Annotated in this window: 15 protein-coding genes; 9 read left to right on the forward strand and 6 right to left on the reverse strand. The window is 65.6% G+C overall.

Features of this window, described 5'->3' with window-relative positions:
- The first annotated feature begins 102 nt into the window (after window positions 1-102).
- From HA052_RS18310 to HA052_RS18345, 8 genes are all read left to right on the forward strand, one after another.
- Window positions 103-429, forward strand: coding sequence for a hypothetical protein (locus HA052_RS18310; RefSeq protein WP_166452997.1), 327 nt, complete (start codon window positions 103-105; stop codon window positions 427-429).
- Window positions 426-644, forward strand: a complete 219-nt coding sequence (locus HA052_RS18315) for a hypothetical protein (protein ID WP_166452998.1) — start codon at window positions 426-428, stop codon at window positions 642-644. The genes HA052_RS18310 and HA052_RS18315 overlap by 4 nt, the downstream gene beginning before the upstream one ends.
- 39 nt (window positions 645-683) lie before the next feature.
- Window positions 684-1169, forward strand: coding sequence for a formate dehydrogenase subunit gamma (locus HA052_RS18320; protein WP_166452999.1), 486 nt, complete (start codon window positions 684-686; stop codon window positions 1167-1169).
- Window positions 1163-2731 carry an NADH-ubiquinone oxidoreductase-F iron-sulfur binding region domain-containing protein gene (locus HA052_RS18325; protein ID WP_166453000.1) on the forward strand — a complete coding sequence of 523 codons (1569 nt, stop codon included), beginning with the start codon at window positions 1163-1165 and terminating at the stop codon, window positions 2729-2731. The genes HA052_RS18320 and HA052_RS18325 overlap by 7 nt, the downstream gene beginning before the upstream one ends.
- Entirely contained in the window at window positions 2728-5601 is a 2874-nt protein-coding gene (fdhF, locus tag HA052_RS18330) for a formate dehydrogenase subunit alpha (protein WP_166453001.1), read from the forward strand. Before HA052_RS18325 ends, fdhF begins: the two co-directional genes overlap by 4 nt.
- Window positions 5598-5831, forward strand: coding sequence for a formate dehydrogenase subunit delta (locus HA052_RS18335; protein ID WP_166453002.1), 234 nt, complete (start codon window positions 5598-5600; stop codon window positions 5829-5831). The genes fdhF and HA052_RS18335 overlap by 4 nt, the downstream gene beginning before the upstream one ends.
- 188 nt (window positions 5832-6019) lie before the next feature.
- The gene (fmdA, locus tag HA052_RS18340) at window positions 6020-7243 is read left to right on the forward strand and encodes a formamidase (protein ID WP_166453003.1); all 1224 of its coding nucleotides are present in this window, start codon (window positions 6020-6022) and stop codon (window positions 7241-7243) included.
- Window positions 7244-7250: 7 nt separating this feature from the next.
- Window positions 7251-7526: an FmdB family zinc ribbon protein gene (locus HA052_RS18345; RefSeq protein WP_166453004.1), complete on the forward strand. Its 276-nt coding sequence runs from the start codon at window positions 7251-7253 to the stop codon at window positions 7524-7526.
- Window positions 7527-7573: 47 nt separating this feature from the next.
- Here the strand turns inward: HA052_RS18345 and HA052_RS18350 are convergent, their stop codons facing one another.
- The gene (locus HA052_RS18350) at window positions 7574-8500 is read right to left on the reverse strand and encodes a LysR substrate-binding domain-containing protein (RefSeq protein ID WP_166453005.1); all 927 of its coding nucleotides are present in this window, start codon (window positions 8498-8500) and stop codon (window positions 7574-7576) included.
- A 109-nt stretch (window positions 8501-8609) separates the two neighbouring features.
- Here HA052_RS18350 and HA052_RS18355 point away from each other — a divergent pair, with 109 nt between their 5' ends.
- Entirely contained in the window at window positions 8610-9218 is a 609-nt protein-coding gene (locus HA052_RS18355; protein WP_166453006.1) for an FMN-dependent NADH-azoreductase, read from the forward strand.
- A gap of 131 nt (window positions 9219-9349) precedes the next feature.
- Here HA052_RS18355 and HA052_RS18360 read toward each other — a convergent pair whose 3' ends face one another.
- The 5 genes from HA052_RS18360 to HA052_RS18380 all read right to left on the reverse strand — a co-directional run bounded on the left by HA052_RS18360 (window position 9350) and on the right by HA052_RS18380 (window position 14123).
- Complete coding sequence (locus HA052_RS18360) at window positions 9350-9967, reverse strand: hypothetical protein (protein ID WP_240937416.1); 618 nt, start codon at window positions 9965-9967, stop codon at window positions 9350-9352.
- Window positions 9968-10039: 72 nt separating this feature from the next.
- Window positions 10040-10828, reverse strand: coding sequence for a substrate-binding periplasmic protein (locus tag HA052_RS18365; protein WP_166453007.1), 789 nt, complete (start codon window positions 10826-10828; stop codon window positions 10040-10042).
- A gap of 70 nt (window positions 10829-10898) precedes the next feature.
- On the reverse strand, window positions 10899-11684 hold the full coding sequence (locus HA052_RS18370; protein WP_166453008.1) for a substrate-binding periplasmic protein: 786 nt from the start codon (window positions 11682-11684) through the stop codon (window positions 10899-10901).
- Window positions 11685-11763: 79 nt separating this feature from the next.
- Window positions 11764-13251: an aldehyde dehydrogenase gene (locus HA052_RS18375; protein WP_081547965.1), complete on the reverse strand. Its 1488-nt coding sequence runs from the start codon at window positions 13249-13251 to the stop codon at window positions 11764-11766.
- Window positions 13252-13577: 326 nt separating this feature from the next.
- Entirely contained in the window at window positions 13578-14123 is a 546-nt protein-coding gene (locus tag HA052_RS18380; protein ID WP_081547963.1) for a cupin domain-containing protein, read from the reverse strand.
- Between the last annotated feature and the right edge of the window lie 55 nt (window positions 14124-14178).

Genomic DNA, 14178 nt, shown 5'->3' on the forward strand with positions numbered 1-14178 from the left:
CAACGTCCTTGACGAGCGACGTCTCTCCGCCGGAGGACGAAGCCACGCTGCTCTCTGGCGCCTGCCGGAACCGCCACTTGAACCTTGAAGCGATTCGGGCGCATGCTAAATCGCCGGCTCAGCGACATCAGCGCCAGCGAGTTGGGCGCTTACCGCCTCGAAGGCATCGTGCCGCAGGGACCGAACCGGCGCGGGCCCTGGAGCAGCTTCGACTGGGTGTTCACCCGGCCCGACGGCGTGTTGCTGGTGTTGAGCGAATGGGATTTCGTCGCCGACGGCGGCGGCGTGCTGGCGCTGCGGGAGGACATGAATATGAGCGTGCGGGGCCATCCGGCCCGCTTTCAGCTTAGAACGTGTTTACGATCTCGCGAGCTAAGGCGAGACAAGGCGAAAACAGCTGAGAAAGCGGAATGTACAGAGGGTACATGAGCATTTCGAAGCGGTTTTCAACGCCGTATCGCCGACGCGCAGCAGATCGTAAACAGGTTCTTAGGAGCACGCCCTCCGGCAAGCGGGTGTCCGAGCTGAGTTGGGCCAGCCGGCAAAAGCTTTACAGCCTCAAAGTATGGGACGAGGTCGGCCCCGATGCGCGGCAAACCTATAATTCAGCTTGGCTGCTGCGTTTGGCCGAGCAGATCAGGTAAGCGACGCAGAAGGCCTGTTCGCACTCACTTGGAGTCGCTATGTCTTTGACCGCGGAACAACAGTCGCGCATCGCCGCGCTGGTGTCGGATTACCAAGCGCAGCCGGGCGGTTTGCTGCCCTTGCTGCACGCCTTGCAGGATGAGCTGGGCTATGTGCCGGACGCGGCGACGCCGGACATCGCCCGCGCTTTTCGTCTGAGCCAGGCCGAGGTGCGCGGCGTGCTCAGCTTCTATCACGATTTCCGCAGCGCGCCGCCTGCGCGCCACCAACTGCGGCTATGCCGGGCGGAGGCCTGTCAGAGCATGGGGTCGGAGGCGCTGGCGCAAAGGCTGCGCGCGCGCACCGGCCTGGACGACGCCGGCCGCAGCGCCGACGGCGGCTTGGAATTGCGGCCGGTGTACTGTCTGGGCGCTTGCGCCTGCGCGCCGGCTCTGCTGCTGGACGGCGAATTGCACGCGCGCGTCGACGCCGCCGCGTTGGACGCCTTGCTGGCCGGCTGTCTGGAGGAGGGCGGCGCATGCTGACCTTCCATCTATCCTGTGATTCCGCGGCGCGGGCGCTGGGAACTGACCAGACCGCACGGGCGTTGGCCGAGGCGGCGGCGCGACGCGGCCTGGAAGTGGAAATCCGGCGCAATAGTTCGCGCGGCCTGTATTGGCTGGAGCCCTTGCTGGAAATGGACACGCCGCAAGGCCGCTTCGGTTTCGGTCCGTTGCCGGCGGCGCAGGCGGACAGCGTGCTGGGCGCCGTGCTGGAGGCGGACGGCCAGCATCCGCTGGCGCTGGGCCCGCTGGAGCGCCTGCCTTATCTGGCCGGCCAGCAGCGGCTGTTGTTCGCGCGCGCCGGGCTGACCCGGCCCTTGTCGCTGGACGATTACTTGGCCCACGGCGGCTATCGCGGCCTGACCCACGCGCTGGAACTGGGCGGCCAGGGCACGCTGGATTGCGTGCTGGAGTCCGGCCTGCGCGGCCGAGGCGGCGCGGCCTTTCCCGCCGGCGTCAAATGGCGCACGGTCCGCGAGACGGTGGCGGATGGCAAATACGTGGTGTGCAACGCAGACGAGGGCGATTCCGGTAGCTTCGCCGACCGCATGCTGATGGAGGGCGATCCCTTTTTGTTGATTGAGGGCATGAGCATCGCGGCGCTGGCGGTGGGGGCGAATCGCGGTTACCTCTATGTCCGCTCCGAATACGCGGCGGCGGCGGAGACGCTGCGGCGGGCGTTGGAGATCGCCCGTCAGCGGGGTTATCTGGGCCCCAATTTGCAAGGCAGCGGCCTTGAACTGGAGTTGGAGCTCCGCCTGGGCGCGGGCGCGTATATCTGCGGTGAGGAAACGTCCATGCTGGAATCGCTGGAGGGGCGGCGCGGCGAGGTTAGGGCCAAGCCGCCCTTGCCCGCGATCAGCGGCTTGTTTGGGCGTCCCACCTTGGTGCACAACGTGCTGACGCTGGCGTCGGTGCCCACCATCCTGGCCCGCGGCGCGCCGTATTACCGCGATTTCGGGGTTGGCCGCTCGCGCGGCACCATGGCGTTTCAGCTAGCCGGCAATGTGCGGCGCGGCGGCCTGGTGGAGCGCGGCTTCGGCTTGAGCCTGCGCGAGTTGATCGAGGACTACGGCGGCGGCTGTGCTAGCGGCCGGCCGGTGAAGGCCGCGCAGGTGGGCGGGCCGCTGGGCGCTTGGCTGACGCCCGAGCAGTTCGATACTGCCTTGGACTACGAAGCTTTCGCCGCCGTCGGCGCCATGTTGGGCCACGGCGGGGTGGTGGTGTGCGACGACAGTACCGATATGGCGCGCATGGCGCGTTTCGCCATGCAGTTCTGCGCCGCCGAATCCTGTGGGAAGTGCACGCCCTGTCGCATCGGCTCCACCCGCGGCGTTGAGGTGATAGACCGGCTGCTGGCAGCCGGCGACGCGGCGGAGCGGCGCCGGCATTGGACCCTGTTGCGGGATTTGTGCGAGACCATGCGGCACGGTTCGCTGTGCGCGCTGGGCGGTTTGACGCCCTCGCCGGTGCTGAGCGCGGCGCGGGGCTTTCCCGCGGATTTCGGCCTGGACCCGGCCATCGTCGAGGAGGATGCGCCATGAGCTGCCAGTTTGACCCCAAGCAGGTCCCGACGGCGGACCTGGGCACGCCGGCGCGCGAGGGCGCGCCGGTGAGCCTGAGCATAGACGGCGTCGAGATCACCGTACCGGCCGGCACCTCGGTGTTGCGCGCCGCCGCGCTGCAGGGCGCGCGCCTGCCCAGGCTGTGCGCCACCGACAGCCTGGAGCCCTTCGGCTCCTGTCGCATGTGCTTGGTGGAGATCGATGGCCTACGTGGCTACCTGGCCGCTTGCACCACGCCGGTGAGTGAGGGCATGGCGGTGCGAACCCAGAGCGAGACGCTGGCCAGGCTGCGGCGCGGGGTGATGGAACTCTATGTGTCCGACCACCCGCTGGATTGCCTGGCTTGCGCCGCCAACGGCGCTTGCGAACTGCAGACCGTGGCCGGCCAGGTGGGGCTGCGCGAGGTGCGTTACGGCTTGGCCGGTGCTAATCACCTGGCTGAGGCCAAGGATGAGTCCAACCCTTATTTCGATTACGACCCGGCCAAGTGCATTGTTTGCAACCGCTGTGTGCGCGCTTGCGAGGAAACCCAGGGGACGTTCGCGCTGAGCATCGTCGGCCGGGGGTTCGATTCCCGCGTCCGCGCCGCAGGCGGCGAGGACTTCCTCGGTTCGGAATGCGTGTCCTGCGGCGCTTGCGTGCAAGCCTGTCCCACCGCCACGCTGGTGGAGAAAAGCGTGGTTGAACTGGGGCAGCCGGAGCGCAGCGTGACGACCACCTGCGCCTATTGCGGCGTGGGTTGCGGCTTCCGCGCCGAACTCAAGGGCGAGCGCGTGGTGAGGATGACGCCGGACCGGGACGGCCGCGCCAATCACGGCCATTCCTGCGTCAAGGGCCGCTTCGCTTGGGGCTACGCCACCCATCCGGACCGCATCGTCAAACCCATGCTGCGCGCCGGCATCCACGAAGCTTGGCGGGAGGTGAGTTGGGAGCAGGCGCTGGAGCATGTGGCCGGCGAGTTCCGCCGCCTGCAATTGCGCTACGGACGCGACGCCATCGGCGGCATCAGCTCCAGCCGCTGCACCAATGAGGAAACCTATCTGGTGCAGAAGCTGGTGCGCGCGGCTTTCGGCAACAACAATATCGACACCTGCGCCCGCGTCTGCCACTCGCCCACCGGCTACGGTCTCAAACAGACGCTGGGCGAGTCCGCCGGCACTCAGGATTTCGATTCGGTGCTGAGCGCCGACGTGATTCTGGTGATTGGCGCCAATCCCAGCGATGCTCATCCGGTTTTCGGCTCCTTGTTGCGGAGGAGGCTGCGCGAGGGCTCGCGGCTGATCGTCATCGACCCGCGCCGCATCGATCTGGCCGATACGCCTCATGCGCGGCCGGCACTGCACTTGGCGCTGCGGCCCGGCAGCAATGTGGCCGTGCTCAACGCGCTGGCTCACGTGCTGGTGAGCGAGGGGCTGCTGGACCAGGACTTCATCGACCGGCGCTGCGAGGCCGATGCCTTCCGGCGTTGGCGCGACTTCGCCGCCGAGCCGGACAATGCGCCGGAGCGCGTCGTCGAGGCCAGCGGGGTGCCGGCGGCGCTGATCCGAGAGGCGGCGCGGCTGTACGCGAGCGGCGGCAACGCCGCCATCTACTACGGCCTGGGCGTCACTGAACACAGCCAGGGCAGCACCGCGGTGATGGCCATCGCCAACCTGGCCATGGCTACCGGCAATCTTGGCCGCGCCGGCGTCGGCGTCAACCCCTTGCGCGGTCAGAACAATGTGCAGGGCTCTTGCGACATGGGCTCTTTCCCGCACGAGCTGCCCGGCTACCGCCATGTGTCCGACGACGCGGTGCGCGCGAGCTTCGAGGTGGACTGGGGCGTCATTCTGCAGCCGGAACCGGGGTTGCGGATTCCCAATATGCTGGACGCGGCGCTGGATGGCGGTTTCAAGGGCCTGTACTGCCAGGGCGAGGATATTGTGCAGAGCGACCCCAATACCCAGCACGTGGCCGCCGCGCTGCTGGCGATGGAGTGCGTGGTGGTGCAGGACCTGTTCCTGAATGAAACCGCCAAATACGCCCATGTCTTCCTGCCCGGCAGCTCCTTCCTGGAAAAGGACGGCACCTTCACCAATGCCGAGCGGCGCATCTCGAGGGTGCGCCGGGCGATGCGCCCGCTGGCCGGCATGGCGGACTGGGAGGTGACCGCGGCGCTGGCGGCGGCCCTGGGCTACCCGATGGTTTACAAGCACCCGTCGGAGATCATGGACGAGATCGCGCGGCTGACGCCCAGCTTCGCCGGGGTCAACTACGCCAAGCTGGACCGGCTGGGCGGCCTGCAATGGCCGTGCAACGAGGCGGCGCCCGAGGGTACGCCGGTGATGCATGTCGACGCCTTCTCCCGCGGCTTGGGACGCTTCGTCGTCACTCGTTACGTAGCCACTTCGGAACGGGCGGGCAAGCGCTTCCCGCTGCTGCTGACCACTGGGCGTATTCTCAGCCAGTACAATGTCGGCGCGCAGACGCGACGCACCGAGAATCGGGTTTGGCACGCCGAGGACAGGCTGGAAATCCATCCGACCGACGCCGAGGCGCGCGGCATCGTTGACGGCGACTGGGTGGCGGTGCGCAGCCGCGCCGGCGACACCGCCTTGCGCGCCAAGGTGACGGAGCGGGTTGCGCCGGGCGTGGTGTACACCACCTTCCACCACCCGGAGTCCGGCGCTAATGTGGTGACCACCGACAATTCGGATTGGGCCACCAACTGTCCGGAGTACAAGGTGACTGCGGTGGAGGTGAGGAAGACCGCTAGGCCATCGGACTGGCAGCGCCGTTTCCAGGGCTTCGGCGACGAGCAGCAAAGACTGTTGGCCGCCGGGCGGCGGACGGGGAGTCCGACGGAATGAGGCCGGAACCGCTGGTGAAGATGGTTAATGAGATTGCGCGTTTTTTCGAGGACGCCCAGGGCGGCGACGCAGAGTTCGAGATTGCTCAACATCTGCGGCGTTTCTGGACGCCGGTCATGAGGGAAGGCTTGCTCGGGCATTGGCGGGCCGCCGGCGAGGCGAGCGGACTGACCCCGCTGGCGGCGCGGGCCTTGGCGTGTCTGGAGAACATGCCCGGCAAGGCGCGCTAAGAACCTGTTCACGATGGTTTGCACGGCCTACTGGGCTGCGCAACGACAAAGAAAACAACGCGGCGCAGGCCGCGCATCGCCGCGGCGTCAGCGCCGCCGGCGCGGGGATGGGCCACAGCCGGCGGCAGCCGGTTGCGGACTTTCGCAAGCGGGACCCGCGTGGTCCCGATCGTGCTGGAGCACAAGCCATGGCGACCACCCTGATCAAGATCGACCTCGATCAATCCCCGTATGACAATCCGCAGATCCACAACCGCTGGCATCCGGACATTCCAATGGCCTGCTGGGTGCGGCCCGGCGACGACTTCGTGCTGGAATGTTACGACTGGACTGGCGGATGTGTGCGCAACGACGATTGCGCCGACGACATCCGCGATCTGGACTTGAGTATCGTGCACTTCTTGTCCGGTCCGGTGGGGGTGGCCGGCGCACGGCCCGGCGATCTACTTGTGGTGGATCTGCTGGACATTGGCGCTTTGCCGGAGCGCCAATGGGGTTTTAACGGCATTTTCTCGCGCAGCAATGGCGGCGGCTTTCTCAGCGAGCATTTTCAGCATGCGCAAAAGACGGTGTGGGATTTCCAGGGGCTTTACGCCCGCAGCCGTCACATTCCCGGTGTACGTTTCGCCGGGCTGATCCATCCCGGCCTGATAGGTTGTCTGCCCAGTCGGCCGTTGCTGGAGGAGTGGAACCGGCGCGAGGCCGAGTTGTTGCGGGACAATCCGCGCGCGGTGGCGCACTTGCCTTTCGCTCCCAGCGCCCATATGGGGCAGTTGGGCGGGGAGACGGCGAGGCGCGCGGCGGAAGAGGCGGCGCGCACGGTGCCGCCGCGTGAGCATGGCGGCAATTGCGACATCAAGGACCTGTCGCGGGGCGCCCGCGTGTTCCTGCCGGTTTATATCGACGGCGCCGGGCTGTCGGTTGGCGATTTGCATTTCAGCCAGGGGGATGGGGAAATCACCTTCTGCGGCGCTATTGAAATGGCGGGCTGGGCCCATCTGAAGGTGGGCCTGATCAAGGGCGGCATGGCGGCCTACGGTATCCGCAATCCGGTGTTCCAGCCCAGCCCATTGGCGCCGAGGCACGGCGACTACCTGATTTTCGAGGGCGTCTCGGTGGACGAGCACGGCGGCCAACACTATCTGGATGTGCAAGTGGCTTATCGCCAGGCCTGCCTGAACGCTATCGAGTACCTGGGCAAGTTCGGCTATTCGCGCGCCCAGGCCTATAGCATTCTTGGCTGCGCGCCGGTGCAGGGGCATATCAGCGGGGTGGTGGACGTGCCCAATGCCTGCGCCACGCTGTGGCTGCCGACGGACATCTTCGATTTCGATATCCGGCCACAGGCCGGCGGGCCGATGCGGCAGCCGCTGGATGGCGTGCCCTTGCCGCTATCCTACGATCTGGAATGAGGATGCCATGATGCCAGTTTATGAGTATCGCTGTTCCTCTTGCGGTCCGTTCTCCCTGCTGCGCGCGCTGGCGGCGCGCGCCGAGCCGGCCGCCTGTCCCCGTTGCGGCCAGCTCAGCCGGGAGCGTTTGCTGTCGGCTCCGGCGCTGTGCCTGCCGGGCGTGGCCAGCCAAGCCGCGGCGCGCAATGAGAGCGCTTGTCACCAACCCGTGTGCGCTAGATCCGCCGCGGCACCCGCGCCGGAGAGGCCGGTCGCGGGGCGGCGGCCGTGGATGTTGGGCTAAGAGCCTGTTCACGATCTCGCTCTAGCTCGCGAGACTTTGAGCAGACCTTAAGGCGCCAGCTGATAAACCGGGTGATCCGGCGGAATCAGTTCGGTGGCGAGGAAGTCGATGAAGGCGCGCACCGCCGGCAGCAGGCCGCGGCGGGTGGGGAAGGCGGCGTGCAGGATGCCCCAGGGGATGTCGTAGTCCGGCAGCAGCCGTACCAGTTGGCCTGTCTGCAGCGCCTCGTGACAGACCAGCTCCGGCAGCGCGGCCACGCCCAGGCCGGCGATGGCGGCGTCGCGCAGGACGATCAGGTCGTCGGTCATCAGCCTCGGGCTGTCTATCTGTACGGTGTAGGCGTGGCCGGCCTGGTCCAGCAAGGCCCATTGGCCGCGGCCGTCGGGGCGGCTCATGGTCAGCGCCGGCCAGCCGGCCATGTCGGCCGGATGCTTGGGGGCGGGGCGTTCGGCCAGCAAGGCCGGGCTGGCCACCAGGGATGTCAGGGCGGTGGCCAGCCGGCGCACCACCAGGTTGGCGCTGTCTTCTATCACGTTGCGCACGCGGATGGCGACGTCCACGCCTTCTTCTATCAGATCCACGCGCCGGTTGCTGGAATCCAGTTGCACCCGCAGCAGCGGGTGACGGGCCATGAAGCGGGGCAGCGCCGGGGCCAGCAGGGTCTTGGACAGCAGTTCCGGGCAGCTGACCTTGATCAGGCCGCGCGGCTCGGCGCTGCTGCGGGCGATGGCCTCGTCGGCGGCTTCGGCTTCTTCCAGCATCGCCTGGCAGTGTTGGTAGTACTGTTGGCCGATTTCGGTCAAGGACAGGCGGCGGGTGGTTCTTTGCAGCAGACGCACTCCCAGCCGCTGCTCCAGTTCCGCCACGCGGCGGGACAGCCGGGACTTGGGGATGCCCAGCACGCGGCCGGCGGCCATGAAGCCGCCGTGCTCAACCACTTTGGCGAAGTAGAGCAGATCGTTCAGGTCCTGCATGATTGTCTCGCTGATGGAACAATGTTTCCGATTTTTGCAGTCTAGCGCGGATTGGTGCGGAAAACTATCATGCAATCACTTTCTCTACCAAGACACGAAGGACCCGACCATGAAACTGTTGCATCTCGACTCCAGCATCCTCGCCGCCAACTCGGTTTCCCGCCAACTGACCGCCGTTGTCGCCGACACCCTGCGCCAGCGCCACGCCAATGTGGAAACCTCCTACCGCGATCTGGCCGGCCAGCCCATCGCCCACCTGTCCGGCGAAATCATCGGCGCCAATTTCACTGCCGAGGCGGACTGGACCGCCACCCAGCGCAGCGAAGCCGCGCTGAGCAATGAGCTGATCGAAGAGTTCCTGGCCGCGGACGTGGTGGTGATCGGCGCGCCGATGTACAACTTCTCGATTCCGTCGCAGCTGAAAGCCTGGGTAGACCGCGTGGCCGCGTCCGGCCGCACTTTCAAATACACCGAAAACGGCCCGGTGGGCCTGGCCGGCGGCAAGAAGGTGATCGTGGTGTCCTCGCGCGGCGGCGTCTACAGCACCGAGCAAGGCCAGTTGATGGATTTCCAGGAAGACTACCTGAAGACGGTGATGGGTTTCCTGGGCGTGAACGACGTGGCCTTTGTCCGCGCCGAAGCGGTGAATATGGGCGAAGACAAGCGCGCCACCGCCATCCACGCGGCCAAGGACGCCATCGCCAAGCTGGCGCTGTAATTCTCCTGCCGCAAACGAAGACAGCCGGTCCTTGATGGGCCGGCTGTTTTGCGTCCGGCGCGAGCGGAGAATCTGCTCAATGCCTTTGTCGGGTTAGCCCGCGGACGCGTAGTAGACGGTAAACCGGGTCTTTAGGGGAGTTTGCAGCTGTCCGACAGCTTGTCCAGCCCCTGCTGCTCGTGGCGGAAACTGGCTTTGGGCGGCGTGTGGCCGTAGTCGAGGGTGACGACGTAGAGGCTGTCGAAGTCGTTCTTGTCCCATTTGGGCACCTTGTCCGCCACGCCCTTGTCGCCGTAGTCCTGCAGCAGGTTGACGGCGAGCTCGCGCAGCAGCTTGTGCTCCCAGGCGATGTAGACGGTTTTGCCGTGCTGCAGCGGATTGACCAACTGCTGTTGCAGCGCGTCGATGGCCTCCATGTCGAAGTTGCTGTTCACCGGCAAGCCCAGCGCGATGGCGGTGGGTTCGATGGTGGCCAGCGGCCGGATGTAGTTGAAGGTGCCGGCGGGGTCCCGGGTCTGGCTGGCGGTGGAGGGCGCGAAGATCTGGTCGGCCCGTCCATATTTTTTGGGCAGCAGCTTGGCCAGTTCCAAAGAGCGGTTGAAGCCCTTGCAATTGAGCTGGCCGTAGCCGCCCTCGGGTTTTTCGCCGTGGCGCAGCATGACCAGCGTCTGGGTCTGCGGAGCCGGGGCGGCGTGCAGCAGGGGGCTGGCCAGCATAGCCAGCAGCAGGCTGAGGCGGGAGAGTTTCATCGCGGGGTCCGTTGAGTCGAAACCCGCTCAGTGTCCCGCAGCGGACGGCGGCGGCGCAAGCTGGGACAAGGATCAGGGTTGCAGCTGCAACTGGGCCACGCTGTCCGCGCTCAGGTATTTGCCGAAGATCTTGCGCAGGGCGCCGTCCTTGAGCATTTGCTGCAGCTGGGCCTGCCATTGTTCCGCCTGCTGCTGGCTGAAGGCGCTGTGCGCCAGCATCAGGCCGCCGGCGATGCGTTCCGAGTTGGGGAACAGGTCCAGTACCGTCACCTGGCCGGACAGGGCGGGGGAGTTGAGCCAGCTGTCGTAGCTGAAAGGGTGGGCGAAGGCGGCGGTGACGATGCGTTGGGACAGCATGATGTAGAGGTCGCGTTCATCATTGGCCATCACCACCTTGCCGCGCTTGGCTAGTTGTTCGATGAAGGCGTCCTGTTCCGGGCTGTGGCGGTAGCCGCGGATCACGCCCCATTTGACGGCGGGATCGGCCAGCAATTGGTCCAGCGTGCGTGCGGCGACACGGCTGGACAGCAGAATCATGTTCTTGCTGTAAAAGTAGGGGTAGATCCAGGCGTATTTCTGGCGGTCGGCGGTGGGGATGGTGGAAGTGCCCAGGTTCAATTGTCCGTGTTCCAGCATTTTCAGCACGCGGATGCGGGGATAGACGTCTTCCTGGCTGATATTGCAGCCCAGCCGGCGCGCCAGCTCGTGCACCAGGTCCACGTCGTAGCCGTGGCCGTTTTCATAGGCGCTGCCAATCAGGTAGTAACCCACTTTCAGGCCGTCGGCCGGGCAGGGCGAATCGCCCAACGCCGCCGCGGATGCCAGCGCGCCGCCAAGCAGCGCCGCCCAGTGTGCCTTCATGCCGTTCTCCCGTACGCGTTCCGTTTAGCTATAGCCGGATTCGATGGGTCTTGCCGCATGCGAGCGATTGTTACTCCAGCATGCCGCGTACGCTGTCTTCGCTCAGGTATTTGCGCAGAATGCGCTGCAGGCTGCCGTCCGCGCGCATTTTGTCCAGTTCCGCCCGCCAGAGGCGCATCTGGGGCTCGCTGAAGCTGCGGTGGGACAGCACCAGGCCGTTTTCCAGACTGCTGTCGCGGAAGGGGTCCATGACTTTGACTTGCAGCCGTCCGCGCGGCTGGCCGTTGATCCAGTGATCGTAAATCTGGGGTTGGGAGAAGGCGGCGGAGATGGCGCCGCTGCGCAGCATATCCAGCAGGTCTTCTTCGTTGGCGGCGCAGATCAGCTTGTCTCGCTTGGCCATCTGCTGCAGGAAATAGTCCTGCAGCGGGCTGTTGCGGTAGCCGGTGACGGCGCCCCATTTCAGCTTGGGGTCGTTCAGCCATTGTTCCGGCGTCTTGCCTTGCACCGCCGGGTTAAGCAGGGTCATGTTGCGGTCGCGGGTATAGGGAAGCACCCAGGCGTAGCGCAGCCGCTTTTGCAAGGGGATGGTGGAGGTGGCCAGGTTGAGCTTGCCGTGCTGCACCAGCAGCAGCACGCGCAAGCGCGGGTATTCGCGCTCTTCGCGGATATTGCAGCCCAGCCGGCGCGCCAGTTCGTGGACCAGGTCCACGTCGTAGCCCTTGCCGCCTTCATAGGCGGCGGCCGTTGGGTAGTACCCAATCTTCAGCCCTTCCGCCGGGCAGGCGGGCGCTGCGGAACCGGCCTCCGCCATGGCGGCGTAAAGGCAGAGGAGGGCGGTCAGGCACTTGATCATGGCGCATCCTTTGCCGAGGGTGGATGAAAACAAGACAGGCTGCCGGAGGGCAGCCTGTCGGTGGCGCTGTAAACGCGGTTTACAGCTTGATCAGCGTGCTCTTCAGCTCAGTGTATTTTTCCAGCGCGTGCAGCGACTTGTCGCGGCCGTTGCCGGATTGCTTGAAGCCGCCGAAGGGGAAGTTCATGTCCCCGCCTTCATCATAGCAATTCACCCACACCGTGCCGGCGCGCAGGCGGCGCGCCACCTGGTGCGCGGTGCTGACGTTGGAGGTCCACACCGCGGCCGCCAGGCCGTATTCGGTGTCGTTGGCGATGCGAATGGCGTCTTCCACGTCGTCGAAGGTAATGACGGACAGCACCGGGCCGAAGATTTCCTCGCGGCAGATGGTCAGGTCGGCGCTGGGGCAGTCAAACGCCGTCGGTTCGATGAACAGGCCGGTATCCGCGTGGGCCGGTTTGCCGCCGAACAGCTTCTTGGCGCCTTCGCTGTCGCCCTTGCCGATATAGGACAGCACCTTGTCGTACTGGATGCGGTCCACGATGGCGCCCATATTGGTGGCCGGGTCCAGCGGATCTTGCGGGTAGTAGCGGGCCGCGGCCGCTTCCAGCTCCTGCAGGAAGCGCGCCTTGATGTCGCGGTGAACCAGCACGCGGGAACCGGCGGTGCAGACTTCGCCCATATTGTAGAAGATGCCGCCGGCGGCGGCGCGCGCCGCCTGGGCGACGTCCGGGCAGTCCGGCAGAATGATGTTGGGCGATTTGCCGCCCAGTTCCAGCCAGACGCGCTTGAGGTTGGATTGCGCGGCGTAGCCGGCGATCAGCTTGCCCACGCCGGTGGAGCCGGTGAAGGCGACGCAGTCCACGTCCATGTGCAGCGCCAGCAGCTTGCCCACGTCGCCTGCGCCGGGCAGGACTTGGAACACGCCGTTGGGGATGCCGGCTTCTTTAGCCAGCGCCGCCAGGCGGATGGCGGTGAGCGGGGATTTTTCCGAGGGCTTGATGATCACCGGGTTGCCGGCGGCCAGCGCCGGGCCAAACTTCCAGCTGGCCATCATGATGGGGTAGTTCCACGGCACGATGGCGGCCACCACGCCGATGGCTTCGCGGGTGACCAGGCCCACTACCTTGGGATCCACCGGCGCCACTTCGCCGCCTATCTTGTCGATGGCTTCGGCGAACCATTCCACGCAGTAGGCGCTGCCGGGCAGGTCCACGCTGAGGGTGTCGCTGATGGGTTTGCCCACGTCCAGGGTTTCCAGCAGCGCCAACTCATCGCCGTGCTCGTAGATCAGCGCGGCGAAGCGCTTGAGGATGCGGCCGCGCTCGCGCGGCGGCAGGCCGGACCAGGCGCCGGAGTCGAAGGCTTGACGCGCGGCGCGCACCGCGCGCTCCACGTCGGCCTCGCCGCACCAGGCCACGTCGGCCAGCTTCTCGCCGTTGGCGGGGTTGTTGCAGGCAAAGCTTTTGCCGTCTTGCGCCGCGCAGTACTCGCCGGCGATGAAGGCGCGCCCTTCGATCTTCAGTTGAGCGGCGAATTGCTTCCATTCGGCATGCGTTCTAGCCATTTACTCTCTCCTTTGATTGATCCTGCGCCGTTCGTTGGCGGCGCCGGTATCGCTTGACGCGGGTTTGACTGCGTTGTCGTCTGTCGTGGGCTTGGAGCCGGCGCGGCGGGCAAAGCTCCCCGGCCTGGCCTTATGGCCTGCTGGTCGCCGGATACGGTCTTGCCGGCGCTTCTTGTTCTCAATGGTTCTCAGAACTGCGATCTCTCTAGCTAAGGTGAGACAAGGCGAAAACAGCTGAGAAAGCGGAGTGTACATACGGTACACGAGCATTTCGAAGTTGGTTTCAACGCCGTATCGCCGACGCGCAGTAGATCGTAAACAGATTCTCAGAATGTGGGCGGCGAACTGGCGCTCACCACTTCGCAGGTTTCAGTCCCGGCATTGCGAAAGCGATGCGGCAGCCGGCTGTCGAAGTAATACGCGTCGCCCGGCCCCAGGACGCGGCTCTCGTTGTTCACGGTCACTTCTATACTGCCTTTAATGATGACGCCGCCCTCTTGGCCGTCGTGCGTCAACATGTCCGGCCCGGTGTCTGCGCCGGTTTCGTAGACTTCGCGCAGGATGGCGATGTCGCGTTTGTCGTGGGCGGTGCCCACCAGCAGCAGTTGGATCTGCTCATTGCCCAGATTGGGTAATTCGTGGGCCTGGTAGAACACTCTGGCTTGTTCCGGGTCGGAATCGAAGGTGAAAAAGTCCGCCAGCGTCATCGGCAGGCCTTCCAGCACTTTTTTCAGCGAGCTGATCGAAGGGCTGACCCGATTCTGCTCTATCAGCGAAATGGTGCCGTTGGTGACTCCGGCTCGCTTGGCCAGCTCCCGCTGAGACAGCCCGAAACGATCCCTGACCATGCGTAATCTCGCGCCAACGTCCATGGATTCCTGCTCCGTCAGTATGTTAATAATTTTAGACGCTTTATGATAATTATTT

It is taken from the genome of Chromobacterium fluminis, assembly GCF_011602385.1.
In the GTDB taxonomy this organism is placed as follows: Bacteria; Pseudomonadota; Gammaproteobacteria; order Burkholderiales; family Chromobacteriaceae; genus Chromobacterium; species Chromobacterium fluminis.

Coding starts and splice junctions, on each gene's coding strand:
- HA052_RS18315 (WP_166452998.1), top strand. CDS start 426: ATGAGCATTTCGAAGCGGTTTTCAACGCCGTATCGCCGACGCGCAGCA.
- HA052_RS18355 (WP_166453006.1), top strand. CDS start 8,610: ATGAAACTGTTGCATCTCGACTCCAGCATCCTCGCCGCCAACTCGGTT.
- fdhF (WP_166453001.1), top strand. CDS start 2,728: ATGAGCTGCCAGTTTGACCCCAAGCAGGTCCCGACGGCGGACCTGGGC.
- HA052_RS18375 (WP_081547965.1), bottom strand. CDS start 13,251: ATGGCTAGAACGCATGCCGAATGGAAGCAATTCGCCGCTCAACTGAAG.
- HA052_RS18310 (WP_166452997.1), top strand. CDS start 103: ATGCTAAATCGCCGGCTCAGCGACATCAGCGCCAGCGAGTTGGGCGCT.
- HA052_RS18380 (WP_081547963.1), bottom strand. CDS start 14,123: ATGGACGTTGGCGCGAGATTACGCATGGTCAGGGATCGTTTCGGGCTG.
- fmdA (WP_166453003.1), top strand. CDS start 6,020: ATGGCGACCACCCTGATCAAGATCGACCTCGATCAATCCCCGTATGAC.
- HA052_RS18325 (WP_166453000.1), top strand. CDS start 1,163: ATGCTGACCTTCCATCTATCCTGTGATTCCGCGGCGCGGGCGCTGGGA.
- HA052_RS18350 (WP_166453005.1), bottom strand. CDS start 8,500: ATGCAGGACCTGAACGATCTGCTCTACTTCGCCAAAGTGGTTGAGCAC.
- HA052_RS18320 (WP_166452999.1), top strand. CDS start 684: ATGTCTTTGACCGCGGAACAACAGTCGCGCATCGCCGCGCTGGTGTCG.
- HA052_RS18335 (WP_166453002.1), top strand. CDS start 5,598: ATGAGGCCGGAACCGCTGGTGAAGATGGTTAATGAGATTGCGCGTTTT.
- HA052_RS18360 (WP_240937416.1), bottom strand. CDS start 9,967: ATGAAACTCTCCCGCCTCAGCCTGCTGCTGGCTATGCTGGCCAGCCCC.
- HA052_RS18370 (WP_166453008.1), bottom strand. CDS start 11,684: ATGATCAAGTGCCTGACCGCCCTCCTCTGCCTTTACGCCGCCATGGCG.
- HA052_RS18365 (WP_166453007.1), bottom strand. CDS start 10,828: ATGAAGGCACACTGGGCGGCGCTGCTTGGCGGCGCGCTGGCATCCGCG.
- HA052_RS18345 (WP_166453004.1), top strand. CDS start 7,251: ATGATGCCAGTTTATGAGTATCGCTGTTCCTCTTGCGGTCCGTTCTCC.